This window comes from Flavicella sp. IMCC45668 (genome assembly GCF_057219105.1).
Genome location: NZ_CM170114.1, coordinates 2,346,065 through 2,372,071, shown reverse-complemented (window position 1 = coordinate 2,372,071; position 26,007 = coordinate 2,346,065). Strand labels below are relative to the sequence as shown.

20 protein-coding genes are annotated in these 26,007 nt (G+C 34.3%); 12 read left to right on the top strand and 8 right to left on the bottom strand.

Translation table 11 applies throughout. The features are described 5' to 3' along the window. Positions 1–37 precede the first annotated feature (37 nt). The 3 genes from AC2DZ0_RS09805 to panC form a co-directional block, all read right to left on the bottom strand. Positions 38–1,018: a lysylphosphatidylglycerol synthase transmembrane domain-containing protein gene (locus tag AC2DZ0_RS09805; protein ID WP_484641551.1), complete on the bottom strand. Its 981-nt coding sequence runs from the start codon at positions 1,016–1,018 to the stop codon at positions 38–40. A gap of 1 nt (position 1,019) precedes the next feature. After that, the gene (gene panD, locus AC2DZ0_RS09800) at positions 1,020–1,370 is read right to left on the bottom strand and encodes an aspartate 1-decarboxylase (protein WP_484641550.1); all 351 of its coding nucleotides are present in this window, start codon (positions 1,368–1,370) and stop codon (positions 1,020–1,022) included. A 73-nt stretch (positions 1,371–1,443) separates the two neighbouring features. Beyond that, positions 1,444–2,289 (bottom strand): pantoate--beta-alanine ligase, encoded by an 846-nt coding sequence (panC, locus tag AC2DZ0_RS09795; protein ID WP_484641548.1) that lies wholly within the window; start codon positions 2,287–2,289, stop codon positions 1,444–1,446. A gap of 101 nt (positions 2,290–2,390) precedes the next feature. Between panC and AC2DZ0_RS09790 the strand changes: the two genes are divergently transcribed. The 9 genes from AC2DZ0_RS09790 (at position 2,391) to AC2DZ0_RS09750 (ending at position 17,351) form a co-directional block, all read left to right on the top strand. Next, complete coding sequence (locus AC2DZ0_RS09790; protein WP_484489873.1) at positions 2,391–3,200, top strand: glycogen/starch synthase; 810 nt, start codon at positions 2,391–2,393, stop codon at positions 3,198–3,200. Positions 3,201–3,217: 17 nt separating this feature from the next. After that, positions 3,218–4,885 carry a DUF4270 family protein gene (locus AC2DZ0_RS09785; protein ID WP_484641546.1) on the top strand — a complete coding sequence of 556 codons (1,668 nt, stop codon included), beginning with the start codon at positions 3,218–3,220 and terminating at the stop codon, positions 4,883–4,885. A 12-nt stretch (positions 4,886–4,897) separates the two neighbouring features. Next, positions 4,898–6,748, top strand: a complete 1,851-nt coding sequence (gene glmS, locus AC2DZ0_RS09780) for a glutamine--fructose-6-phosphate transaminase (isomerizing) (RefSeq protein ID WP_484641545.1) — start codon at positions 4,898–4,900, stop codon at positions 6,746–6,748. Positions 6,749–7,036: 288 nt separating this feature from the next. Next, positions 7,037–7,615 carry a DUF3109 family protein gene (locus tag AC2DZ0_RS09775; RefSeq protein WP_484641543.1) on the top strand — a complete coding sequence of 193 codons (579 nt, stop codon included), beginning with the start codon at positions 7,037–7,039 and terminating at the stop codon, positions 7,613–7,615. Positions 7,616–8,032: 417 nt separating this feature from the next. Beyond that, positions 8,033–9,004, top strand: coding sequence for a ribonucleotide-diphosphate reductase subunit beta (locus AC2DZ0_RS09770; protein ID WP_484641541.1), 972 nt, complete (start codon positions 8,033–8,035; stop codon positions 9,002–9,004). A gap of 130 nt (positions 9,005–9,134) precedes the next feature. Next, positions 9,135–11,558, top strand: coding sequence for a ribonucleoside-diphosphate reductase subunit alpha (locus AC2DZ0_RS09765; protein ID WP_484489868.1), 2,424 nt, complete (start codon positions 9,135–9,137; stop codon positions 11,556–11,558). Positions 11,559–11,679: 121 nt separating this feature from the next. Further along, complete coding sequence (locus tag AC2DZ0_RS09760) at positions 11,680–13,014, top strand: deoxyguanosinetriphosphate triphosphohydrolase (protein WP_484641540.1); 1,335 nt, start codon at positions 11,680–11,682, stop codon at positions 13,012–13,014. Between the two features lie 10 nt (positions 13,015–13,024). Beyond that, entirely contained in the window at positions 13,025–16,456 is a 3,432-nt protein-coding gene (locus AC2DZ0_RS09755) for a T9SS type B sorting domain-containing protein (protein ID WP_484641538.1), read from the top strand. Between the two features lie 10 nt (positions 16,457–16,466). Next, on the top strand, positions 16,467–17,351 hold the full coding sequence (locus tag AC2DZ0_RS09750) for a PorP/SprF family type IX secretion system membrane protein (RefSeq protein WP_484641537.1): 885 nt from the start codon (positions 16,467–16,469) through the stop codon (positions 17,349–17,351). 1 nt (position 17,352) lies between these two features. Here AC2DZ0_RS09750 and AC2DZ0_RS09745 read toward each other — a convergent pair whose 3' ends face one another. Beyond that, positions 17,353–18,255, bottom strand: coding sequence for a DUF3078 domain-containing protein (locus AC2DZ0_RS09745; protein WP_484641536.1), 903 nt, complete (start codon positions 18,253–18,255; stop codon positions 17,353–17,355). 41 nt (positions 18,256–18,296) lie between these two features. After that, positions 18,297–20,081: a 1-deoxy-D-xylulose-5-phosphate synthase gene (gene dxs, locus AC2DZ0_RS09740; RefSeq protein WP_484641535.1), complete on the bottom strand. Its 1,785-nt coding sequence runs from the start codon at positions 20,079–20,081 to the stop codon at positions 18,297–18,299. A gap of 113 nt (positions 20,082–20,194) precedes the next feature. On the opposite strand from dxs, the gene AC2DZ0_RS09735 reads away from it, so the two are divergent. Together AC2DZ0_RS09735 and AC2DZ0_RS09730 are read left to right on the top strand one after the other, a co-directional pair. Next, on the top strand, positions 20,195–20,644 hold the full coding sequence (locus AC2DZ0_RS09735; RefSeq protein ID WP_484489862.1) for a nucleoside deaminase: 450 nt from the start codon (positions 20,195–20,197) through the stop codon (positions 20,642–20,644). 1 nt (position 20,645) lies between these two features. Next, positions 20,646–20,978 carry a DUF3291 domain-containing protein gene (locus AC2DZ0_RS09730; protein ID WP_484641533.1) on the top strand — a complete coding sequence of 111 codons (333 nt, stop codon included), beginning with the start codon at positions 20,646–20,648 and terminating at the stop codon, positions 20,976–20,978. 5 nt (positions 20,979–20,983) lie between these two features. Here the strand turns inward: AC2DZ0_RS09730 and AC2DZ0_RS09725 are convergent, their stop codons facing one another. Genes AC2DZ0_RS09725 through aspS form a run of 3 tightly spaced genes read right to left on the bottom strand, consistent with a single transcriptional unit; the run spans position 20,984 to position 24,815 of the window. After that, positions 20,984–21,217 carry a hypothetical protein gene (locus AC2DZ0_RS09725; RefSeq protein ID WP_484641532.1) on the bottom strand — a complete coding sequence of 78 codons (234 nt, stop codon included), beginning with the start codon at positions 21,215–21,217 and terminating at the stop codon, positions 20,984–20,986. A gap of 1 nt (position 21,218) precedes the next feature. Continuing rightward, positions 21,219–22,991 (bottom strand): chloride channel protein, encoded by a 1,773-nt coding sequence (locus AC2DZ0_RS09720; protein ID WP_484489859.1) that lies wholly within the window; start codon positions 22,989–22,991, stop codon positions 21,219–21,221. A 48-nt stretch (positions 22,992–23,039) separates the two neighbouring features. Continuing rightward, positions 23,040–24,815, bottom strand: coding sequence for an aspartate--tRNA ligase (aspS, locus tag AC2DZ0_RS09715; protein ID WP_484641530.1), 1,776 nt, complete (start codon positions 24,813–24,815; stop codon positions 23,040–23,042). Between the two features lie 168 nt (positions 24,816–24,983). Between aspS and AC2DZ0_RS09710 the strand changes: the two genes are divergently transcribed. Beyond that, positions 24,984–25,994: a Gfo/Idh/MocA family oxidoreductase gene (locus AC2DZ0_RS09710; protein ID WP_484641528.1), complete on the top strand. Its 1,011-nt coding sequence runs from the start codon at positions 24,984–24,986 to the stop codon at positions 25,992–25,994. Positions 25,995–26,007 lie beyond the last annotated feature (13 nt).

Genomic DNA, 26,007 nt, shown 5'->3' with positions numbered 1-26,007 from the left:
GTCTTCTATGGCAAAGAAAAGAAAATACTCTGAAATATTATGCGCTTATCTTTTTTGATTTGTTGTAAAGTGGAAGCAGTAAGAAGGAGAGTCCTCCAAAGACCAAAACCATAAGTGTTTGAGAAGCCCACATAATCCAGCCAAAGCTAAGTCCAGCCACTTCGTTTACACCATAAAGTAAAAGTGCACTTTGAATTGCAAGGGGATAAGCTCCAATACCTCCGTTAGTTGCAGCATAGCTAAAAGTTCCGATAACAAAACTTATTAGAACAGCATTGATAGATAAGTCAGCAGTTTCTGGAATTGCGAATTTTGCAACATAGAGCATCATTATGTACATGATCCAAATAAAGAAAGTATGAAAAATAAAGGCCCATTTTTTCTTCATAGTAAAGATACTTTTGACTCCTACAATCAATCCAGAAATAAAGGTTTTCAATTTTAAAACAGATTCTTTCTTAGAGTTTTTCAACCATTTTAAAAATAAATATCCGATGATTCCAATAACAACTAGTCCAATAACAGTGTATAGAGGGTTTTCGGGTAATTTTTTCGAGAGTTCTGTTTTGATTAAATCATACTGAGCAAAAAAGGCAAGAAAAATAAATAAGGCATACATTACTAGGTCTGCTACTCTTTCTGCTACAATAGTTCCGAAACCTTTTTCAAATGGAACATCTTCATATTCGGCTAATGCTGCCGCTCGAGATAGTTCTCCCGCTCTTGGGATGCCTAAGTTTACCAAATAGGCAATAATAACTGCCATAGCACTGTTTAAGAATTTAGGCTTGTATCCAAGGGGTTCAAGCATAAATTTCCATCTGTAAGCTCTAGAAAAATGACTCAAAACACCTAAAACTAGAGAAAGTAATACCCACCAATAATTGGCTGTTTTGAAGGATGTTTTTACGCTTTCAATGTCTTCGGGGGTTAATTTGGATAGTGAAATCCATATTAAAAATACACCCAAAGCCAATGGGATTGTTTTTTTTAGAAGGCTTTTTACAGATAGTGCCAAATTATGAAAGGGAATTGTTTGTTTCGTTAGGGAAAACTAGGGATGGTTTGAAAGATTTAGCCTCTTCAAAGTCCAATATTGCATAGGAAATTATGATAACAATATCTCCTTTTGCTACTTTTCTTGCTGCGGGTCCGTTCAAGGTTATTTCTCCACTTTTTCTCGGTCCAGGGATAACATAAGTTTCTAATCGTTCTCCATTGTTGATATTAACAATTTGAACTTTTTCACCTTCAATTAAATTTGATGCATCCATCAAGTCTTTATCGATAGTGATACTTCCAATGTATTGTAAATCAGCACCAGTAACGGTAACTCTGTGTATTTTAGATTTTACTACTTCTATTTGCATGCTGCAAAATTAGTGAATTTGTATATAAGTAGAAACATAGGGAGTTCAATTTGTTAGAAATTGAACAAGTTCTTTATTGTAGTGATATATTGTCAATCAATCTTATTTTTCCTGCATAGACTGCTATAAATGCTCGGTAGTTAATTGCTGCAGATTTGGAATCAACAGTTTGCAGTGTTTGTTCGTTGGCTATTTCAAAGTATTCAAGATCTAGAAAAGGATGGGATTCGAATTCCTTTTGTATCCATTGGTTGATGTTTTGAATAGTATCTGTTTGAAATAATTGAAACGCTTGAGTTAATGTTTTGTATATAAAGGGTGCTGCTGCTCTTTGGGTCTGAGTAAGTCTGGTGTTTCTTGAACTCATTGCGAGTCCGTCTATTTCTCTAAAAATAGGGCAACCAATAATTTCTATTGGAAGTTCATGTTTGGTTGTCATGTTTCTGATGATCTGCAATTGTTGAAAATCTTTCTCACCAAAATAGGCTTTGTTAGGTTGAATTATTTCAAAGAATTTCTTTACAATTGTGCCAACTCCGTCAAAATGATTAGCACGATGTTTTCCTTCCATTTCCTTTTCAAGTCCATCAAATGAGAAAGACTCTGGGTTGATTTTGTCATCATACATTTCTGAAGCGCTTGGGGTAAAAACCAGATCGCAGTCAGTCTTATTTAAAAGGTCTAAGTCTGCCTCAAGCGTGGTTGGGTAGTTGTCCAAGTCTTCTTTTTTATCAAATTGTGTTGGGTTGATGAAAATAGTAGTAATGGAAAAGTCATTTTCTTTAGCGGCTTTTTCAATCAAAGAGATGTGTCCTTTATGCAGTGCTCCCATCGTAGGGGTGAGTCCAATTGTCTTTTGAGATGATTTTAAGGAGGTTATAATCTTGCTGATTTCCTTAATATTTGTAACTACTTTCATTTGATGTAACGCTAAATTGTGTGCAAACTTAGTATTTTAACATGAAATTAGCATAAAAATTCGTATTTTTGCAAGAATCTATAAATTTAAGTGTTTTGACCATGAAAGATAAGAGAGTATTGTACGTTTCTTCTGAAGTTTTACCCTATTTACCAGAGACAGAGATGTCGTCAACGTCGTTTGAAGCTGCAAGAAAAGCGCATCATAAAGGTGTTCAAACAAGAATTTTTATGCCAAGATACGGTGTCATTAATGAAAGAAGATATCAGTTGCATGAGGTAATTCGTTTGTCAGGAATGAATTTAATTGTAAATGATATGGATATGCCATTAATCATTAAAGTTGCGTCTATTCCAAAAGAGAGAATGCAAGTTTACTTTATAGATAATGAAGAGTACTTTAAAAGAAAAGGGACTGTGAAAGATGAAAACAGTGAATTGTTTTCAGATAATGATGAGCGTGCTATTTTTTTTGCGAAAGGAGTTGTTGAGACTGTTAAGAAATTAAACTGGGCGCCAGATATTATTCATGTACACGGTTGGATGGCTTCTCTTTTACCTTTATACCTAAAAGAATACTATAAGGATGATCCTTTGTTTGCAGAAAGTAAAATTGTGACTTCATTATATAAATCTGATTTTGAGGGTGCGTTGAATTCTGAGTTGATCAACAAAGTGAAATTTGATAATATTTCTGATGAAAAAGCTGAAATATTGAAAGATCCAAGTCATATGAATATTTTAAAGAGTGCGATCGAAAATTCAGACGGTGTGATTCAGGCAACTGAAGAACTTTCTTCTGAGTTGACGGATTTTGTGTCAGAGCAGAATAAGCCTACTTTAGATTTTCAACCTGAAGAAACTTTCGCAGATGCCTATTTAGACTTCTATTCGAACGAAGTTTTAAGTTAAATACCGAATTATTTTTTATGACAATAAAAGTTTGGAATGCTATGAAAAGTATTAGTTTACTTTCACTGCTGTTATTGTTAATAGTTTCTTGTTCTGATGATGATTTAAATAGTATCGATGCTGGATTTATTGATAACTTAAATTTTGTTACGAAAGATACTGTTTTTGAAGTCGAGTTCGTTAATGAGTATATCGATAGTGTAGAGTCAGAATTAAGTGGTCAGTTTTTATTGGGTGTTTACGATGAGGCTAATGTCGGTAAAATAAGATCGTCATTTGTGTCCCAGTTAATGTTGCCTGATACCATTGAGTATTATTCAGAGGTGATTCATCCGGATACCATTGTAACAAGACATATGGATGCGGTAATTCTTAACATTCCATATCATTCTACTGTTAGGACCATAGAAGACGAGGTTAATATTTACCAATTGGATTCTGTTTTTGGTGAAAGCTCAACCGATACCGATGATAATGTGATTTATAATGGCTTTAATGTTAAGGTACATGAATTGGCTACATTCCTGAATCCACTGGATCCAAGTGATCCTTCTGCTGTAAATAAATACTATTCAAATAGAGATTATGATGTCGCTGCTTTGTTAAGAGCTGAGGCTGCTGTTACGGTTTCACCTTTGGATACAGCAGCATATTTTGTTAAGTCTTTAACAGGAGATATCTGGCGAAAGTCATTTTCTGATAGATCTCCATTCATGTCTATGCACCTAGATCCTTCGTATTTTGAAACGAAGTTGTTGGATATTCTTCCAGAAAAAGACGGAACGGTACCGGATGTGTTGCAAAGTCAAGAAAGTTTTATTAGGTATATGAAAGGATTGTATGTTGAAGTAACTTCTACGATTGGTGCTTCAACTGTTACTTTTCCTTTGACGGATGCTTTTGTAGATATGCATTATTCTAATGTTATTTCTTTGGTCTCTACAGGATTGGATATAGATACAATTGCAGCTACAAGAAGATTTGATTTAGGTGGAGTAAAAGCAAGTAAGCATGAGCCGCTTGATAAAGCTTCGTACCCTAGAGCATCAGATAAGATATATATCCAAGGTACTGCAGGGTCTTTGGCTAATATAAAGCTGTTTGATTATGATGATCAACCGGGTAATGAGACTATCGTTAGTGATGAATTGATGGATTTGAGGAATTTAGCAAATGATGATAATGATAATATGTTGTGGTTGATCAATGAAGCGAATCTTTTGTTTTATGTAGACGGAGAGGATAAGCCCAGTATTGATAAATTATTTTTGTATAAAAAAGTTCCTTCTATCAATGGAGCGCTGCCATACAATTCTCAATTGTTAGATTATATTACCGCCTCTAATTTATCTGTTGTAGATGGGGATTTGACCGAGGAAATTGATGAGGATAATAAAACAAGCTATTATTATAAGTTTAAAATCACGGATTATATAACAGATTTGTTGTCTGGTGATGGAATAGTTAAAAATGAAGGGAATCCAAATGAGAACAACCGAAATGTTGATAATTTTGGTTTGAAAATTTATAACCCTGGAGATTACCCAACTTCTACTATTGACTCCCTAGTTAGAACACCAAATTGGAACCCAAGAGGGGTTGTTTTATTTGGGGGTACCGGGGATGGTGATACAAATGAAAAAAGAGTCAAATTGAATATAAATTATTCATATCAGAAAAGATAAAAACACAATGCTATGTGCGGAATTACTGGGTATATAGGTTCAAGAGATGCCTATCCAATAGTTATAAAAGGATTACAAAGATTAGAGTATAGAGGTTACGATAGTGCTGGTTTAATGTTGTATAACAATGGTGAATCAACAGTTTTTAAAACCAAAGGAAAGGTAATAGACTTACAAGGGATTGTAAGTGAAGAGAATCAACAAGGGAATATCTGTATCGGTCATACTAGGTGGGCTACTCATGGAGTTCCTAATGATGTAAATTCACATCCTCATGTGTCTAACTCTGGAAATATTACCATAATTCATAACGGAATTATTGAGAATTATGACACGATTAAAAATGAGTTAACTCAAAGAGGTTATATTTTTAAAAGTGATACAGATACAGAAGTACTTGTAAATCTTATTGAGGAGGTTCAGATTCAAGAAAAATGTCCTTTGGCTAAAGCGGTTCAGTTGGCGTTGAATGATGTTATTGGGGCCTATGCAATTGCTGTCTTTGATAAAAGAGATGATAAAAAAATAGTTACGGCAAAATTAGGCTCTCCTTTAGCGATAGGTATTGGTGATAATAATGAAGAGTTTTTCATTGCCTCAGATGCGTCTCCATTTATTGAGTATACAAAGAATGCAATTTATTTACAGGATGAGGAATTGGCTATTGTAGAAAAAGGTAAAGAGATTGAAGTAAGAAAAATTCATGATGACTCTTCGGTTGAGCCTGAGATCCATGCTTTAAAATTAAATTTAGCTCAAATAGAAAAGGAAGGTTTTGATCACTTTATGCTAAAAGAGATTTATGAGCAGCCAAAAGCTATTGTAGATACCTACAGGGGGCGACTATTAGCGAATGAGGGAATCATTAGGATGGCTGGAGTTGAAGAATATATTGATCGTTTTAAAAGTGCAAATAGGATCATAATAATTGCCTGTGGGACATCATGGCATGCTGGTTTGGTGGCAGAATATTTATTTGAGGATATTGCTAGGATACCAGTAGAAGTTGAATATGCGTCTGAGTTTAGGTATAGAAACCCAATAATAACTGAAAAAGATGTGGTAATTGCTATTTCTCAGTCAGGAGAAACAGCAGATTCCTTAGCCGCTATTAAAATGGCTAAAGCGAGTGGAGCATATGTCTTTGGGGTTTGTAATGTCGTGGGGTCTTCTATTGCTCGTGAGTCGCATTCAGGTGCTTATACACATGCAGGGCCAGAGATTGGTGTGGCATCTACCAAGGCATTTACTACGCAAATTACTTTGCTTACTTTAATTGCATTGAAGCTAGGTAAGGAAAAAGGAATTTTATCCAATTCTGATTTTCATGCTTATTTGCAAAATATGGAATTGATTCCATCAAAGGTAGAAGTGTTGTTAAAGCAGAATGAAATTATAAAAGAGATTGCTTCTGAATTTGCCACAACTCCAAGTTGTTTGTTTTTAGGTAGAGGATATAACTTTCCTGTAGCTTTGGAAGGAGCCTTAAAGTTAAAAGAGATTTCTTATATACATGCAGAAGGGTATCCTGCGGCTGAAATGAAGCACGGACCTATTGCGTTGATTGAAGATGGTTACCCGGTTATAGTGGTAGCTATTAACAAAGGTCATTACGAAAAAGTAGTGAGCAATATCCAGGAGATTAAATCTCGTAAAGGAAAGATTATTGCTATTGTAACTGAAGGAGATGTAACAGTAAAGGAAATGGCAGATCATGTGATTGAGATTCCTGAAGTAGATGAGGCTTTGAGTCCGTTGCTAACAACGATTCCACTACAGTTATTGTCTTATCATGTAGCTGTGTTAAGGGGTTGTAATGTAGATCAACCAAGAAACTTGGCAAAATCAGTTACGGTAGAGTAATAGTAACTTGAATTTTTAAATAATAAAATCCCGATACCTTTATGTATTGGGATTTTTTGTATCCAAAAATAATTCTTGAATGTTAGTGCTGAATAATTTTATGGTGATGGCGAATAGAATGACACCAAAAAAGTTTTTTGAATAATTTCGATTCCAGTGACTCCAATAATTCTTTCAAGTTGAAATTCATATTTTTTTTAATGAGGTATGAATTTACAAAAAGTAAAAATGAATTAATTTTGAATAATTCCATGAGAATTTTTCCATTTGAATCTGTATTTTTGTAGCATGTTTCAGTTAGGAAAAACCATAGTATCAGAAGATATAATAGAAAAAGATTTTGTTTGTAATCTTTCAGCTTGTAAAGGCGAGTGTTGCGTTGCTGGAGATGCAGGAGCTCCTTTAGAAGAAAGTGAGCTTCAGATAATGAAAGATATTTATAAGGAAGTCAAACCTTTTTTAAGAGAAGAAGGTGTAAAGGCTATTGAAGAACAAGGGGTTTACACTACTAATGAGTATGGTGAGCATGAAACAACTTTGATTGATGGTGCGGATTGCGCTTATGTAATTTTTGATGATAAAAACACGGCGCTTTGTGGGATAGAGGAAGCATATAATAGTGGTTTAATCGATTGGAAAAAACCGATTTCATGCCATTTGTATCCTATTAGAGTACGTGAGTATTCTGAGTTTTCAGGGGTGAATTATGATAAATGGGATATCTGTGATGATGCATGTAGTTTGGGGAAGGAATTACAAGTGCCGATTTATAAATTTGTGAAACAAGCTCTTGTCAGAAAATTTGGTGAGGATTGGTATACTGAATTAGAAAAAGTAGCTGAAGGTCTTAATAAAGATAAAAAATAGCTGGTTATAAAGCCACAACGATGAAAGTAAAGTAATATTGTTTTTTGTTATTGAATTTAGCGTTTTAAACTTCTTTTTTGTTGGTGATTTCGTGTTTTCTGAGACGTGTTTTTAGTTTTGTTTTGCTTTTTTTGAAGAGCTGTTTTTGGTCATTTTCTTGTCTTGAAATTATCATTTAAGCAGGGGTTTTGAACATTAATATTATCAGGGTTTTAGCTTCTTTGTCGTGTTTAATGTTCTGTTTTATAGGTAGTTGTTTGTGTTGGTATTTTTAAGTTTTTCCTGGGTTTTTAAGTGTATTGTTAAGAACTTCGTGGTTTTGTGAATAAGTAAGACTTTCATTTAGCAGCATTTTTTCCAATCTTTGTGAAGCGCAATAAAATGAATTAATTACTCTTTAAAAAAATTCCATAAAAAATGTCTAAAATAGAACCGATTTTACAGCCAAATGACAATAGATTTGTGATTTTTCCCATTCAACACCAAGATATTTGGGAATGGTATAAAAAACAAGAAGCAAGTATTTGGACAGCTGAAGAAATAGATTTACATCAAGATGTAATTGATTGGGAAAATAAGTTGAGCGATGATGAACGTTACTTTATCAAACATATTTTAGCATTTTTTGCCGCTTCAGATGGAATTGTAAATGAAAATTTAGCAGAGAATTTTGTGACTGAGGTGCAGTATTCTGAGGCGAAATTCTTTTATGGTTTTCAAATCATGATGGAGAATATTCATTCAGAGGTGTATTCTTTATTGATTGATACTTATGTGAAAGATGAATCTGAAAAAGATCAGTTGTTTAGAGCTATTGAAATTTTTCCTGCGATTAAGTTAAAGGCAGAATGGGCTTTGAAATGGATAGAATCTGATTCATTTGCAGAAAGATTGATTGCATTTGCTGCTGTGGAGGGGATTTTCTTCTCAGGTAGTTTCTGTTCTATTTTTTGGTTAAAGAAACGAGGATTACTTCCTGGTTTGGCATTTTCGAATGAGCTGATATCAAGAGATGAAGGTTTACATTGTGATTTTGCTGTACACTTACACAACAATCATATTGTGAATAAAGTTCCAAAAGAAAGGATTACTGAGATTATTGTAGATGCGTTGAATATAGAGCGTGTGTTTATTACAGAATCACTTCCTGTTAGTTTGATTGGAATGAACGCGAAATTAATGACTCAATACTTAGAGTTTGTTACGGATAGACTTTTATCAGAATTTGGATGTGATAAAGTGTATGGATCATCAAATCCATTCGATTTTATGGATATGATTTCTTTGGAAGGGAAAACAAATTTCTTTGAGAAAAGAGTATCTGAGTACCAAAAAGCAGGTGTGAAATCTGGAGGTACAGGATCAATCAGTTTTGATGCTGATTTTTAAATAGAAGCGAATACATATTTTCTCTAAGAAAAAAATAGAGAAATTTTAATAAGTTAATTCGGCCCTAAGAAGCTGGAGGAGGGATTTTAGCCCCTAGAGTTAAAAAATACAAATCAAAAAAACCACAAAGATGTTCGTAGTAAAAAGAGACGGGAAGAAGGAATTAGTAATGTTCGATAAGATCACTGCTAGAATTAGGAAAATTTGTTATGGATTAAATCCATTAGTTGACCCGGTTAAGGTTGCTATGCGCGTAATTGAAGGTTTGTATGACGGAGTAACTACTTCTGAATTAGATAATTTGGCTTCTGAAATTGCGGCTACTATGACTACGGCTCATCCTGATTATGCAAAATTAGCGGCACGTATTTCTGTGTCTAATTTACATAAAAACACAAAGAAAGTTTTCTCTGAAGTAATGGATGATTTATATACATATATCAACCCAAGAACAGGAAATGATGCTGCTTTATTGGCAGACGATGTGTACCAAATTATTAAAGATAATGCTGCTTTATTAGATTCTACACTTATTTACAGTAGAGATTTTAACTATGATTATTTTGGGTTTAAAACTTTAGAGCGTTCTTATTTATTGAAATTAAATGGAGAAATAGCTGAACGTCCTCAGCATATGTTGATGCGTGTAGCTATTGGTATCCATAAAGAAGATATTGAAGCTGCGATTGAAACGTACGAGTTGATGAGTAAAAAGTTTTTTACACATGCAACGCCGACTTTGTTCAACTCAGGAACGCCGAAACCACAAATGTCTTCATGTTTCTTATTGCAGATGCAAGATGATAGTATTGATGGGATTTATGATACATTAAAACAAACAGCTAAGATTTCTCAATCTGCAGGAGGAATTGGTTTATCTGCCCATAATGTAAGAGCTACAGGTTCTTATATTAGAGGTACAAATGGTACTTCTAATGGAATTATTCCAATGTTAAAAGTGTACAATGATACTGCTAGATATGTAGATCAGGGTGGAGGAAAGCGTAAAGGTTCTTTCGCTATTTATCTAGAGCCTTGGCATGCAGATGTAGTTGACTTTTTAGATTTGCGTAAAAATACTGGAGCTGAAGAGAAACGTGCGCGTGATTTATTCTTAGCACTTTGGATTCCAGATTTGTTTATGAAACGTGTGGAAGAAGATGGGAACTGGACGTTAATGTGTCCAAATGAATGTCCAGGTTTATATGATAGTTATGGAGATGAGTTTGAAAAACTATACGTCGGTTACGAAGAGAAACAAAAAGGTCGTAAAACAATCAAGGCTCGTGAACTTTGGGAGCGAATTCTAGAATCACAAATTGAGACCGGAAATCCGTATATGTTGTATAAAGATGCAGCGAATAGAAAATCAAATCAAAAGAATTTAGGTACCATTCGTTCTTCTAACTTGTGTACTGAGATTATGGAATATACAGCCAAAGACGAAGTAGCTGTATGTAATTTAGCGTCTATTTCTTTACCTATGTTCGTTTCTGAAAATGCGGAAGGGGTTAAGTTTTTTGATCATAAAAAACTGTATAAAATCACTAAGAAAGTTATACGAAACTTAAATACTGTAATTGATAGAAATTACTATCCAATAAAAGAAGCTGAAAATTCTAATATGCGTCATAGACCTGTTGGTTTAGGAGTGCAAGGATTGGCAGATGCTTTTATCATGTTGCGTATGCCTTTTACTTCTGATGAAGCTAAAAAATTAAATCAAGAAATATTTGAAACATTATATTTTGCTTCTGTAACTTCTTCTATGGAGATTGCAAAAGTTGATAAACCATATTCTTCTTATGAAGGTTCTCCAATGTCTAAAGGAGAATTCCAATTTAATATGTGGGGTGTTTCTGAAACAGAATTGAGTGGTAATTGGGATTGGGTTAAGTTGCGTAAAGATGTTAAAAAACACGGAGTTCGTAATTCACTGCTAATGGCTCCAATGCCAACGGCATCGACTTCTCAAATTTTAGGGAATAACGAAGCGTTTGAACCTTATACGTCTAATATCTATACTCGTAGAGTATTGTCAGGTGAGTTTATTGTTGTAAACAAACACTTGTTAGAAGACTTAGTAGGACTTGGGTTATGGGACAATGCAATGAAAGAAGATATCATGAGAGCAAATGGATCTATCCAGCATATTGATGTGATTCCTCAAGATATTAAGGACTTATATAAGACAGTTTGGGAGATGAGTATGAAAGATATCATTGATATGTCTCGTCAGAGAGGATACTTTATTGATCAATCTCAATCGTTGAACTTGTTTATGGAAGATGCGGATTACTCTAAATTGACTTCCATGCATTTTTATGCTTGGAAATCTGGATTAAAAACAGGAATGTATTATTTGAGGACTAAATCAGCAGTAAATGCGATTAAATTCTCTTTGGCTACAGATAAGAAAGCTCAAGCTCCGGGAGTTGCAGCACCGGTAGCAGCAGAAACTGTTCAAGATGCTCCATTAACAGCGGAAGAATTAAAACAAATGATTATTCAATCTCAAAACAATCCCGACGATTGTGAGATGTGTGGTTCTTAAATCATACTTGTTAAAAATAAAAAAAGGAACTCTAATAGAGTTCCTTTTTTTGTATTCGTAAAAAATTAATTTACAATTTCAAATTGTATATTGCAGCTAGAACATAATTGAAAGAATATATATGAATTGGGAGCAATTGCTGTCTTTGAAAAGAGCAGGAGACACAAAAAAACGCGATAGGAATAAGCAAGATGAAACTAGACTTGGTTTTGAAGTAGATTTTGACAGAATTGTATTCTCATCTTCATTTAGAAGTTTACAAGACAAAACACAGGTGATCCCAGTTTCTGAAACTGATTTTGTACATACCAGATTAACTCATAGTATGGAGGTTTCCGTTGTAGGGAGATCTTTAGGGAGAATTGTAGGACAGAAAGTAATTGAAAAATATCCCCATTTAAAAGAATTGGGCTATACTTTTAATGATTTTGGTGCTATTGTCGCTGCTGCTGCCTTAAGTCACGATATTGGAAACCCTCCTTTTGGTCATAGTGGAGAAAAGGCTATTGGAGAATATTTTAAATCTGGAAAAGGGAAACAATATAAATCTCAGTTGACCTCTAAGGAATGGCAGGATTTTGTTGATTTTGAAGGGAATGCCAATGGTTTTAAAATATTATCAGAAGGAAACGCAGACTCAGGCTTGAGACTTTCTTACGCCACGTTAGGTGCCTTTATGAAGTATCCCAAAGAGTCGCTTCCAAAGAAACCAACAAAACATATTGTAGATAAAAAATACGGCTTTTTTCAATCTCAAAAAGAGTTTTTTAAAGATGTAGTGCAAGACTTGGGATTAAAGCCTTTGAGAATCGGGGAAGATCTTGCCTATAATAGACATCCACTGTCTTTTTTAGTGGAAGCTGCGGATGATATTTGTTATACGATTATTGATTTTGAAGATGGAATCAATTTAGGTCTTATTGAAGAAGAGTTCGCTCTTGAGTATCTAATAAAACTTGTGAAAGATACCATCGATATAAAAAAATACAATTCATTACAATTTAAAAAAGAACGCGTTAGTTACCTTAGGGCTTTGGCAATTGGAACATTGATTCAAGAGGCAGTGCGTGTTTTTATAGAAAATGAAGAGGCTATTTTAAAAGGGGAATATGGTGTTTCGTTATTAGGTAAATGCAAATATGAAGCGCAAATAAATGATATTATTCAAATCAGTATTGATAAGGTATACAATAGCAATAATGTTGTTGAGAAGGAAGTTGCAGGGTATAAAATAATAGCAGATCTGTTAGAAGTTTTTATTTCGGCGACAAATAATATGTATGAGGGAGAAGCCTCTAACTATGATAAACTTATTTTTAAATTACTTCCGGAAAGTTATAGGAACCTTTCTGATTCAATTTATGATAGAATTATGATGATTTGTAGCTATATAGCTGGTATGTCAGATGGTTATGCTATATTGTTACACAAAAAAATTAGCGGAACCGCAATTTAATAGAATAGCTATGAAAAGGATATTAAGTATTGCTGGTGCGCTGTTGTTGGTTTATGTAATTTTTCAATTTAAAAATTACATAAAAGATCCGAAATTAAAACATATAGCGTATTTGGAGAATTCTCCATTTAAAAATACACTAAAGTTATCAAAGAAGGAGAGAAAAGCACAAGGTTTACCACCAAATAAATATTTTGAACGGGAATGGGAATTGTCAATGAACCCTGCTACCGGTAAACCTGAGCCTGAAAAAGTTTTAAAATTACAGCAAAAAATCCTGGAAAGAGGTCCTTTGCAAAAGGTTCCTGGAGATGCATTGGATAATAAATGGGTAGAAAGAGGTCCGAATAATGTTGGAGGTAGAACGAGAGTCTTATTGTTTGATCCTAATGATGCAACACATAAAAAAGTTTATGCTGGTGCGGTAAGCGGTGGCCTTTGGGTAAATCAAGATATAACAAACGTAAATTCAAGTTGGACTCAAGTAACAGGAGTTCCCAGTAATATGAATGTCTCATGTATTACTGTTGACCCTAGAAATAGTAATATTTGGTATTTAGGTACTGGTGAACAATATACTGCTGGTGCTGCTGTTGGAAATGGAGTCTATAAAACGACTGATGGGGGACAGAACTGGATAAATGTCTCTCTTAGTACCATTGGAATTGGCGATTTTTCTACTGATGTAGATTTTTTGGCAGGAGTTTATTTTATCAATGATATTATTGCATGGGACAACGGATCATCAACAGAAGTTTTTGTAGCTGTTGGTGGTTTTATTTATTCTGATGCTGGAAACCCTCAAAATTGGTTAGGTTTACAATCCGCAGGTTTATATAGGTCCATTAATTCCGGAGATACATGGTCAAGGATAGAATCCGATAATTTTAAGTATAATTTTATTGGTCGTGATTTTTTCTTTATGCCAAATGATTTTGAAGTAGGAATTGATAATACCTTATGGATGGGGACAATTGGTTCTGCAGTTGCATTAACTGGAGCAGGTTCGATCTTTAAGTCTTCGGACGGAGAAACATGGGATTTAGTAACAACGTTAGCCAATTCCAATAGAGTTGAATTGGCGGTGTCAAATTCTGATGCTAATAAACTATATGCTCTAACTCAGGGGACTACTTCTAGCGGTCCTCATATATATGGAACAACCGATGGTTTTAGTACAGTTACAGAATTGTCAAAACCGAATGATGCTGATCCTGGTATTCCTGATAACGATTTTACGCGAGGCCAAGATTTCTATGACCTAATGATTGAAGTGGATCCAAATGACGATGATATTCTATATGTTGGTGGTATTAATTTGTTTAGATCTACGGATGGTGCTCAAAATTGGGACCAAATTTCAAAATGGCGCAGTGGCATAACGGGAAGTTTTCCGGTGGTACATGCAGATCAACATGCAATGACTTTTAGACCTGAAGCATCAAATGAGGCTGTTTTTGGAAATGATGGTGGTGTTTATTATTGTTCATCGCTTGCTACGGCAAATACAACAAGCGCTACTACAAATTCGGTGAATTCTGATTTTAATGTTACACAGTTCTATTATACAGCACTAGCACCAACGGCGGACAATGAATACTTTTTAGGAGGAACGCAAGACAATGGAACACCTTTTTTTGGAAATCCTAATAGTCAAAATTCAGAAGATATTTTTGGCGGAGATGGAGCCGCATGTTTTGTAGATCAAGTAGGTGAGTCCTATATGATCGTCTCATATCTTTATAATAATGCTTACGGATTGTATAATTTTATTTTAAATGAATGGAGAACGATAAATAGTGATTCTGAAAATGATGGTGACTTTATTAATCAAGCGGCTTTGGATTCGAATTTAGATATTTTATATACGAATGGTTCCTCAGGGGGTATTTCTAAACTTTATAGGTATTCTAATCTTTTAAATATTTCGTCTAACGGTTCAGCTCTTAAACGATCATTAGCAGATCCGTTATTAATGAGTTCACCTACTGCAATAACGGTCTCAAATTATACCACCACAAGTTCTACTTTGTTGGTAGGAACTGAAACAGGAGAATTATTGAGAGTTATAAATGCAAATATAGATCCAGAATGGACAGATATTTCCGATTCTAATTTTTTAGGAAGTATTTCCGATGTTGAATTTGGTAATAATGAAAATGAAATCTTTGTTACTTTTCATAATTATGGCGTTTCTAGTATTTGGTATTCTAAAGATGGAGGAACTACATGGTCGGAAAAAGAAGGGGATTTACCTGATCTTCCTGTAAAAGCGATTTTGTCTAATCCGATAGAATCGAGCGAGGTTATTATTGGAACTGAATTAGGAGTTTGGAAGACTACTAATTGGAATGATGAAAACCCGAATTGGGTACAGTCTTACAACGGAATGAGTGATGTGAAGGTTACAGATTTTGAATATAGGAAAGATGGGTATGCAGTTATGGCGGCAACATATGGAAGAGGCTTGTTCTCTGGTGTTTTTGGAGCTAGTTCTCCAACATTTGCTTTGTCTGCTTCAGAAAGTTCTTTAAAAATCATAGAAACAAAACCAGTGACTTTTCAGGTTGCTTATCAGGTTTTTGCTGGGTTTGATGAAGAAGTATCCGTGCTGGTTTCAGGAAATCCGACAGGTTCATCCGTAACGATTAATCCTAATTCACCAATTTCAATGAATTCAAATGGTTCTTTTGAATTTACGGTTACTCCTTCCGATGAGTATGAAACAAGAACTTACTCTTTAGAAGTATCAGTAACTTCATCAGCTGAAACCAAAACAATAGGCTTTTTACTAGAGGTAGATTTAGACATTGACAATGATGGAATTGATGCAAAAGATGATAATTGTATCGATGTTGCTAATCCTGATCAATCGGATAATGATAATGACGGAATTGGAGATGTATGTGATGATGATGATGATAATGATGGTGTTTTAGATTTTAATGATAACTCTCCATTAGTTTCCAATCCAGATCAACTAGATACTGATAGTGATGGAGAAGGAGATGCTAGTGATACTGATGATGACAATGATGATGTTTTAGATGTGGAAGATAACTGTCCATTAGTTTTCAACCCAGATCAACTAGATGTGGACGAAGATACTATTGGTGATATTTGTGATGATTCTATTGAGATTGATCCAATTCAGCCAAAAGGGTTCACACCTAATAATGATGGAATTAATGACAATTGGGTCATAGAAAAAATAGAGGAGATGTATCCAGATAATACTTTGGAAATTTATAATAGATCTGGCCAGTTGGTTTATAAAGCTCAGCCATATAAAAATGAATTTTCTGGAGTATCAAATACCTCTGGGAATATGCAAAAATTACCGGTAGGTTCTTATATGTATATTTTAAAATCAGGAGATCCTATTGCGGATTTTTATCCAGAGGCATATGTTAAAAAAGGTTGGATGTATATAAAATATTAAAGAGAAAGAGATGAATAAAATAAAACTACTACTTGTTTTTATGCTTTTTGGAGGTGTATTATATGCACAAGAAAATGCGCCTAATTATTTATTGTACCGATACAATATGAATATTTTAAATCCTGCTTATGCTGGGGTGTCTGAAAACTCAGAGGTTGGGTTAGGTTTTAGAAAACAGGCTACAGATTTTGATGATTCAGCTATTACGCAATATGCTTCTTTTTCCACTCCTTTAAAAAAGAATTTGGGTATCGGTGCTTCTTTGATTAATGATAAGGTGTTTATTACAAAGGAAACTAGTATTGTGGTAGATTTATCTTATAAGTTACAAATGGATGCTGTAACCAATTTGTATTTTGGTTTGAAAGCTGGTGGAGCTTTTCATAGTGTAGATTATAATTCTCTTGGAGTGAATGACCCTTTGTTTAGTAGTAATGAAAGTACTTTTAGCCCACAAGTTGGGGCAGGAGCCTATTTAAAAGGGGAAAAGTATTTTATTCATCTTTCTTCCCCAAATCTAATTTTATCAGAAATTCAAAGTCCGAAATTGGACAATACTGGGTCAATTATATCCGAAAGTGTTGAAGAAAGATTACATGTGTATTTAGGTGCTGGTTATACTTTCTCTTTAAATGAAAATATTGATTTGACACCTTCTGTCTTTTCTAGATTAGTAACAGATGAAGAGATGCTTTTAGATATTTCTGCCGTTGCCGATTTTTCTGAAAAAATTGAAGCAGGATTGACTTATAGATTAGATACTTCGGTCATTGGTTCGATTATGTTGAAAGTTGTAAAAAATACATCTTTTGGATATGCTTATGAGTCTGTAACCTCTGATTTTAGTGCGGTTTCTTCAGGAACTCATGAGTTTGTAGTAAGGTTCGTGTGGTAATTTAGAAGGAATATACTACCCCAACACCCAAAAGTTGTTTCAATTGTATTTCTGGTTTTCCTGTTTCTTTATCAACTACATCGTTATCAAATACTATATGGGTACCAATGTTTGCTTTGACAAATTTATTAACGATGAGTTGCAGTTTTAGTTCCCAATCCACATCGATATTGGAAAAGTCATTTAAATAATCTGTGTAGAGAATAAGTTTATTGTTCATCACGATATTTTCCATAAGATCATGTTTCCATTCTCCAGTGGTTAAGATTCCAAATTCTATTTTTGATCTTTCTCCTTTAATTACACCAAAAGCTCCTTGGTTGGAGAGTATTTCATCATACACAAGTGTTGTTTTATTGGTCAGCGGAGAAAGGTAAAGTTTAAAGGCTTTATCAGGAGAGGTGTATTGTGAACCTACCCCAAGAAAGATGTAGGCAGGAGCAAAGAATTTTGAAATATAATCTTCTCTATTCGGATATTTATATCCGGGTGCATATTGCGTTCTAAAATTAAATCTTGCCGAATTGTACCAGTTTGAAGTAGCCGTTTTTCGATACCCAAAATTAGAGATAAACTCCAAAACATCATCGGTTTTTCTAGTGTCTTGGCCATTTTCTTTATTCAAACCATAGCGACTTTTAAAATGATTGTTCCAAAATAAACGATCTCTTTTGTAGTTGAATTCAAAATCAACAGTAGTAATACCAGCAATGGAATTTTCACCACCGGCACTCCAGTTAACAAAGGCTGTTTGCGTCATTAATAACCCCAAAGTTTTCTTGAATGCCCATTGCGTACTCGTGATTTTTTCTTTTTTTACAGGCGTAAGAGAGTCTATTTCAACATGTGCAGAAACCGTTGCGGTAAAAAGCAGAAATATTGTTGTAAATAGGGCTTGTTTCATGGTTTAGAAAAGTCTAAGATATCAAAAAAAGTGCCAAATAGTTATAAATTTAATTTGATCTCAGTTTTAATACTTTCATTATCTAAATGTATTGATTTGAGAAGTTCAGTTGTGGATCCATGTTCTATAAACTCATCCGGAATTCCGAGTGTTTTAATTCTTTTGTTGTGATAATTATTTTCTTGAGAAAATTCAATAATTGCACTTCCAAACCCTCCTTTAACGGCATTGTTTTCAATAGTCAGAATACGATCAAATTGGTTGAATATCTTTATCAAAAGCGATTTATCTAACGGTTTTATAAATAGCATATTGTAATGGGCTATTTTTTGCTCTTCTGATTCGGAGAAATCGTTGATTATTTCTGAGATTCTGGTTCCAACAGTTCCGATAGAAAGAATTGCTAGAGTGCTTCCCTCTTTTAAAATACGTCCCTTTCCAATAGGAATTTCTTCGAAAGGTACTTGCCAATTTTCAATGTTTCCTTTTCCTCGTGGGTATCTAATTGCAATCGGGTTTTTTAAATGTCCTAATTGTACCGTATATAAAATGTTTCTCAAATCAATTTCATTTTGCGGTGCAAAAAGGATCAGGTTTGGAATACATCTCAGATAACTGATGTCAAATACACCATGGTGTGTTGCTCCATCTTGTCCTACCAAACCTGCTCTATCGATACAGAAGATTACTGGAAGGTTCTGAATGGCTACATCATGAATAATCTGGTCATAGGCACGTTGCAGAAAAGTAGAATAAATGGTGCAATAAGGAATTAGTCCCTGAGTAGCCATACCAGCTGCTAAGGTAACTGCATGTTGCTCCGCGATACCTACGTCAAAAGCTCTTTCGGGTAAGGCTTCAATCATGTATTTTAAAGAGCTTCCAGTTGGCATTGCTGGGGTAATACCTACAATGTTCTTATTCTGTTTGGCCAATTCTAATAAAGTCAGCCCAAAAACATCTTGGTACTTGGGAGTATTATTATGGTTTTGTTTTGGTAAAATTTCTCCTGTGCGCTTGTCGAATTTACCAGGAGCATGATATTTTATTTGTTCTTGTTCAGCTTGTTTGAGTCCTTTTCCTTTTGTGGTAACGATATGAAGAAATTTAGGACCCTTTATTTTTTTTAATCTTTCAAGTTCAGTTAAAAGTCCATTTAAATTGTGTCCGTCAATAGGTCCAGAATAATTAAAGTTTAGGGCTTCAATCATATTTCCTTTAGGAGCCTTTTGACCGATTTTTGCTTTCATCAAGTACTCTTTTAATGCGCCAACGCTAGGGTCAATTCCCATTGCGTTATCGTTTAAAATTACAAGTAAGTTAGCATCTGTAACTCCGGCATGATTTAACCCTTCAAAAGCCATACCTGACGCAATAGAAGCATCACCAATAACAGCTATATGTTGTGTTTCTAGATCTCCCTTAATTTTAGAAGCCATCGCCATTCCCAATGCTGCAGAAATAGAAGTTGAGGAATGTCCTGTTCCAAAGGAATCATACTTGCTTTCTTTTCTATTTGGAAATCCGCTCAAGCCATTGAATTGGCGATTGGTGTGAAATTTTGTTTTTCTTTCAGTTAAAATTTTGTGCGCATAGGCTTGATGTCCAACATCCCATATTAAAGAATCTTTTGGTGTATTGAAAACATAGTGCAATGCGATGGTCAATTCTATAACCCCCAAACTTGCCCCCAAATGACCTTCTTTAGTGGCAACAAAATCAATAATTGCTTCTCGTAACTCTTTGGCAACTATGGGTAAATCACTAAAGTGAATTTGCCTTAAATCGTTAGGGTTTGTTATGGTATTTAGTAATTTTTTTGTCATAATTTGAGCGAAACAAAGATACTATAATTTAATACAGTTTTATTCTTAGAACTAGTTATAACTTAAAGGAATTCTTTATTTTTATCTGCATTAATTAAAATATACTTGGGACTATGTTAAATCCTTTTGATGATACTTATTTTATGAAACGTGCTTTGCAAGAGGCTCAATTGGCTTTTGATAAAGATGAAGTTCCCGTAGGAGCCGTTATTGTAAGTCAAGATAAAATAATTGCAAGAGGACATAATTTAACAGAGGCCTTAAATGATGTAACTGCACATGCAGAGATGCAGGCTTTTACGGCTGCTTCTGATTTCTTAGGAGGTAAGTATTTAAAGGATTGTACTTTGTATGTTACGTTAGAACCTTGTCAAATGTGTGCTGGTGCCAGTTACTGGACTCAGATAGGAAGAATTGTTTTTGGTGCATCGGATGGCGTAAGAGGTTTTGAGAAATGTAAAACGGTATTGCACCCTAAAACGACCGTTACGAAGGGTGTTTTGGAAGAAGAATGTTCTTTAATATTGAAGCGTTTTTTTATAGAAAAGAGAAATTTGAACTGATATGAAACTTAGTATTACTTACATAGAACTTAAACGTCCGATATATTTTTTTTCATTGTCTTTGCAAGCCATGAAAATTGTGAAACAGTTAAAAACAACGTCTTGTAAAAAGAATAAAAACCTTGGTTTTTGGACCAAGCATTATACTATGTCCTTATGGGAAGATGAAGATGCTATGAAAGAATTTGTTAGGAGCGGCGCCCATCTTGAAGCTATGAAAAATAGTTCACAAATAGCGAAAGAAATAAAAGTTTTAACAATCGATAGTGATAGGTTTCTTCCTTGGAAAGAGGCAAAAAAAAGAGTAACGAATCAGAAGAATGTTTTAAGGTAGTAGCACTAGGAATCTTCTTCTTTTTCTTCTGGCCCTTGCATGTTTTTAAATGAATATCGGGTTAAGTCTTTTCCTTTATATCCTATGTAAATAAATAGCGGAAGTAATACAAACGCTAAGACCAAAACACCTATTCCAATGAAAAATTCTGCTTTTTCTGCTTGGATACTTTGCATATAAAGTCCGCTACCAATTAAGCCGAGAACAATTAATAATATAAGTTTTAGTACTACCTTCATCTTAGTTTGTTACTTCAATTAATTTTCTTCTATAAGCTGTTAGCAATCTAGATTTAGAAATGAATCCCATATAGATTCCATTTTTTACAACGGGTAAATTCCACGCACCACTATCTTGAAATTTTTTCATGATTTCTTTCATGGTATTTTTTTCGTAGTCAATAATACCTTTAGAATTTTGCATCAATTCTTGTACCGTCACAGTTTCATACAATGTTTGATCAAACATAATTCCTCTAATATCATCCAATAGAACAACACCAAGGTATTGGTTTTTTTCATTGACTACAGGGAAGTTATTTCTTGATGATTTTGCAACTGCCTCCTTAACAACATACCCAAGTTTCATTTCGGGCAATAAGGAAATAAAATTTGTTTCAATTACCTTATCAATATCCATTAACATCAACACATTTTTGTCTTTGTCATGGGTCATCAATTCTCCTTTTTTTGCTAGTTCGGCGGCGTATATATTAAAAGGAATGTATTTTTTAGTGATCAGATATGAAATGGCAGCAGTGATCATAAGTGGAATAAATAATTCATGTCCACTAGTAATTTCGGCAATCAGGAAAATTGCTGTAAGTGGTGCATGAAGTACTCCTGCCATCAATCCTGCCATACCAACTAGGGCAAAATTTCCGGTTGATAATTGATGAGAAGAGATGTTTAAAGTGTTAAAAAACAATGCAAAAACAAAACCGGTTACACTTCCTGTAAATAAAGTAGGGGCGAAAACTCCCCCAACACCTCCAGCACCAAAAGTAATAGATGTTGCAACAATTTTAAAAACAACAAGACCTAATAAAAAGATAATAATCCACCAGTTGTTTTCAGTCACTATTTCAAAATAATTTTGTCCGAAAACTCCTGTTACGTTGTTGTTTAATAGGTTGTTGATGGTTTTAAAACCCTCACCAAATAATGGAGGAATAAAATAAACGATGATACCCAATCCGATACCCCCAATTAATAATCTTTTGTACGGGTTTGTAACTTTAGCGAAAAAGTCTCCAATGATAAAATATATTTTACTGAAGTATACAGAAATCAATCCACAACTCACACCTAAGGCCACATAATATATCGTATCAATCAGTGTGAATTTATCAGTAAGTTCAAATCTTAATATGGAGTTGTCACCTAAAAAAAAGTAAGAGGTTAGAATCGCTGAAATTGAAGATAATAATAATGGTATTAGTGAAACTAAGGTAAGGTCTAAACTAAAAATTTCAATTGCAAATACGATGGCTGCAATTGGGGCTTTAAAGATGGAAGACATGGCTGCAGCAGCTGCTGCTCCAATTAACAAGGTACGTGTACTTCTGTTCAGATGAAAAAGTCTAGATACATTAGAACCAATGGCAGCACTAGTTGCTACAGTAGGTCCCTCTAGTCCCACAGATCCACCGAACCCAACAGTTATGGGAGCCGTAAGTATGGAACTATACATTTTATAACGTTCCATAAGACCTTTCTTTTTAGATATCGCATGTAAAGTTGATGGGATTCCATGCGATACTCTATGTTTAATTACATGTTTAATCATCAGAAGAGTTAATAACAGACCGATGATTGGAAAGATGTAAAAAACAGATTGATAATTATGAACCTCCTCTTGAATAAGGTGGGTTAAGTTTTTTAGTGTCACGGCAGCTAAACCAGAAAGCAAACCAATAATTATACTAACAATGTAGATAAATTGTTGGCTTGTTAGATGTTTGTATTTCCAAATTAAAAATTTGGTAATCAGGTTTTTTTTCTGTGGTGACATATACTATTATCAATCAAAAATCCCACTTAGAAAAGTGGGATGTTATGTTTATGCTTGCTCGTTGTTTTCTTTTTCTAGAATGTTTAATTTCAAGCTCAATTCTGTAAGTTGAGCATCGTCTAAAGCTGCCGGTGCGTCAATCATTACGTCTCTTCCTGAGTTGTTTTTTGGGAAGGCAATAAAATCTCTAATAGTTTCTTTACCTGCTAAAATAGCCACCAATCTATCCAAACCAAAAGCCAAACCACCATGAGGTGGAGCACCATACTCAAAAGCATCCATTAAGAAACCGAATTGAGCTGTAGCTTCTTCTTCTGAGAATCCTAAATGTTTCAACATGATTGCTTGTGTAGCTTTGTCATGAATTCTAATAGAACCTCCTCCTATTTCATTACCATTTAATACTAAATCGTATGCGTTTGCTTTAACGGCACCAGGGTCTGAATCTAATAATTCCAATTGACCAGGTTTAGGTGATGTGAAAGGATGATGCATTGCATGGTAATGTCCTGTTTCTTCATCTAGTTCTAATAATGGGAAATCAATCACCCATAATGGAGCAAATTCTTCCGGTTTTCTTAAGCCTAAACGTTCTGCTAATTCCATACGTAAAGCACTTAATTGAGCTCTAACTTTATTGGTGTCTCCACATAGTACACAAATCAAATCACCAGGTTTAGCTCCTGTTTTTTCAGCCCATGCAGCCAAGTCTTCTTGATTGAAAAATTTATCAACAGAAGATTTGAAAGAACCATCTTCATTGTATTTAGCATAAATCATTCCGGTTGCTCCTACTTGAGGTCGCTTAACCCATTTGATTAATTTGTCTATTTCTTTTCTTGTATATGCGCCACCACCAGGAACGGCAATACCTACAACAAGTTCAGCGTCGTCAAATATTTTAAATTCTCTGTGTTTTGAAATTTCGTTTAATTCTCCAAACTCCATTCCAAAACGAATATCCGGTTTGTCATTACCATAAGTTTTCATGGCATGATCAAAAGTCATTCTTGGGAAATCTCCTATTTCAACATTGTTTACTTTTTTCAACAAATGACGTGTCAATCCTTCAAAAATATTTAAAACATCCTCTTGTTCAACAAAGGCCATTTCACAGTCAATTTGTGTAAACTCTGGCTGTCTGTCTGCACGTAGATCTTCATCTCTAAAGCATTTTACGATTTGGAAATATTTATCCATTCCACCAACCATCAACAATTGTTTGAATGTTTGAGGAGATTGAGGTAAGGCATAGAACTGACCTTCATTCATTCTAGAAGGTACTACAAAATCTCTAGCTCCTTCTGGAGTAGACTTGATCAAGTATGGAGTTTCAACTTCAATGAATTCTTCATTCGATAAAAAGTTACGAACTTCTTGCGTTACTTTAGACCTGAAAATCAAACTGTCTTTTACAGGATTTCTTCTGATGTCTAAATAACGATATTTCATACGCAATTCTTCTCCACCATCAGTTTCATCTTCAATGGTAAAAGGAGGAAGGTTCGCTTCGTTTAATATAGTCAATTCAGAAACCAAAATTTCTATCTCTCCAGTGGCAATTTTGTCATTTTTAGACTGACGTTCAATTACGGATCCTTTTACTTGAATAACAAATTCTCTACCTAGAGTTTTGGCTTGTTCAATAATTGCTTTGTCTGTACGATCGGCATCAAAAATTAGCTGCGTAATTCCATAACGATCACGTAAATCTAGCCAAATCATAAAACCTTTGTCACGTATTTTTTGTACCCAACCAGATAAGGTTACTTCTTGTCCAACATTTGAAATATTTAATTCACCGTTCGTATGACTTCTATACATCTATTAATTTATTTAGAAAGATAGGTAGTTTCCTATCTAAATGCGTTTAAAATTTGTTTCCCATTTGGGCTGTGCAAATTTAAGGATTTACTAGAAATAAGCTTAAGATTATCAATTGTTTTTATAAGTTTGTTAGAATCGTCTCATTGAGTTCTATAATATTTAGTTATGACAAATAAAATTAAAACAGGAGTGTTGTCTTTTGGTATGTCTGGGAGCTTGTTTCATTGCCCTTTTTTGAATATCCATGAACATTTTGAATTGCACAGTATTGTGGAGAGGTCAAAGAAAAAGGCGAATCTTGAATATCCTCAAATAATTAGTTTTGATTCTGTAGAGGCTATGTTAGCCAGTGATGATGTAGAATTGATAGTTGTTAACACGCCGAGTTCTACCCATTTTGAATTTGCTATGAAAGCGTTGAAAGCAAGAAAACATGTTCTTGTGGAAAAGCCATTTACAGCTACCGTAGAAGAAGCAAAATTATTATTGCAAGAAGCTCAGAGAAATAATTGTAGAATATTCCCATTTCAGAATAGACGCTTTGATAGTGATTTTCTGTCAGTTAAAAACGTTGTTAACTCGGGAGTTTTGGGGGATTTGATAGAGGTACATTTCAGATATGATCGATATAATATTTTAATTTCAGATAATAAAACAAAAGAGACAGCCACACCTGCAAGCGGCGTTTTGTATAATCTTGGACCGCATGTCATTGATGCTGCTATTGCTTTGTTTGGTCTTCCAGAGAAATGGTCGAAAGTAAAGAACAAAATAAGACCTCATACTGAAATTGACGACTATGGCGCTTTTCATTTTCAATATAAAAGTGGGCTTCAGGTTTTTTTAACAGTAAGTTTGTTGGTGGCTGATGCGCAGAAATCTTTTGTAATTCATGGTAAAAAAGGATCTTTTGTAAAAGGTAGAACAGATGTACAAGAGGAACAATTGAAAAGAAAAATGAGTCCAGAAGATAAGGGATTTGGAATGGAGGTTGCCGGCTCTGAAGGTGTTGTAACGATTGTTGAAAATGGTGTGAAGAAATCAGAAAAAGTATCTGCTGAGGCTTCTAATTATTTAGCCTTTTTCGATGCTGTTTCAAATGCTATTAGAAATGAAGAAGAATTTATTGTTACCCAAGAGCAAATTTTAAAACAAATTGAAATTTTAGAAGGTTAGCTAATTCTAAGCA

Coding starts and splice junctions, on each gene's coding strand:
- panD (WP_484641550.1), bottom strand. CDS start 1,370: ATGCAAATAGAAGTAGTAAAATCTAAAATACACAGAGTTACCGTTACT.
- panC (WP_484641548.1), bottom strand. CDS start 2,289: ATGAAAGTAGTTACAAATATTAAGGAAATCAGCAAGATTATAACCTCC.
- AC2DZ0_RS09790 (WP_484489873.1), top strand. CDS start 2,391: ATGAAAGATAAGAGAGTATTGTACGTTTCTTCTGAAGTTTTACCCTAT.
- AC2DZ0_RS09785 (WP_484641546.1), top strand. CDS start 3,218: ATGACAATAAAAGTTTGGAATGCTATGAAAAGTATTAGTTTACTTTCA.
- glmS (WP_484641545.1), top strand. CDS start 4,898: ATGTGCGGAATTACTGGGTATATAGGTTCAAGAGATGCCTATCCAATA.
- AC2DZ0_RS09775 (WP_484641543.1), top strand. CDS start 7,037: ATGTTTCAGTTAGGAAAAACCATAGTATCAGAAGATATAATAGAAAAA.
- AC2DZ0_RS09770 (WP_484641541.1), top strand. CDS start 8,033: ATGTCTAAAATAGAACCGATTTTACAGCCAAATGACAATAGATTTGTG.
- AC2DZ0_RS09765 (WP_484489868.1), top strand. CDS start 9,135: ATGTTCGTAGTAAAAAGAGACGGGAAGAAGGAATTAGTAATGTTCGAT.
- AC2DZ0_RS09760 (WP_484641540.1), top strand. CDS start 11,680: ATGAATTGGGAGCAATTGCTGTCTTTGAAAAGAGCAGGAGACACAAAA.
- AC2DZ0_RS09755 (WP_484641538.1), top strand. CDS start 13,025: ATGAAAAGGATATTAAGTATTGCTGGTGCGCTGTTGTTGGTTTATGTA.
- AC2DZ0_RS09750 (WP_484641537.1), top strand. CDS start 16,467: ATGAATAAAATAAAACTACTACTTGTTTTTATGCTTTTTGGAGGTGTA.
- AC2DZ0_RS09745 (WP_484641536.1), bottom strand. CDS start 18,255: ATGAAACAAGCCCTATTTACAACAATATTTCTGCTTTTTACCGCAACG.
- dxs (WP_484641535.1), bottom strand. CDS start 20,081: ATGACAAAAAAATTACTAAATACCATAACAAACCCTAACGATTTAAGG.
- AC2DZ0_RS09735 (WP_484489862.1), top strand. CDS start 20,195: ATGTTAAATCCTTTTGATGATACTTATTTTATGAAACGTGCTTTGCAA.
- AC2DZ0_RS09730 (WP_484641533.1), top strand. CDS start 20,646: ATGAAACTTAGTATTACTTACATAGAACTTAAACGTCCGATATATTTT.
- AC2DZ0_RS09725 (WP_484641532.1), bottom strand. CDS start 21,217: ATGAAGGTAGTACTAAAACTTATATTATTAATTGTTCTCGGCTTAATT.
- AC2DZ0_RS09720 (WP_484489859.1), bottom strand. CDS start 22,991: ATGTCACCACAGAAAAAAAACCTGATTACCAAATTTTTAATTTGGAAA.
- aspS (WP_484641530.1), bottom strand. CDS start 24,815: ATGTATAGAAGTCATACGAACGGTGAATTAAATATTTCAAATGTTGGA.
- AC2DZ0_RS09710 (WP_484641528.1), top strand. CDS start 24,984: ATGACAAATAAAATTAAAACAGGAGTGTTGTCTTTTGGTATGTCTGGG.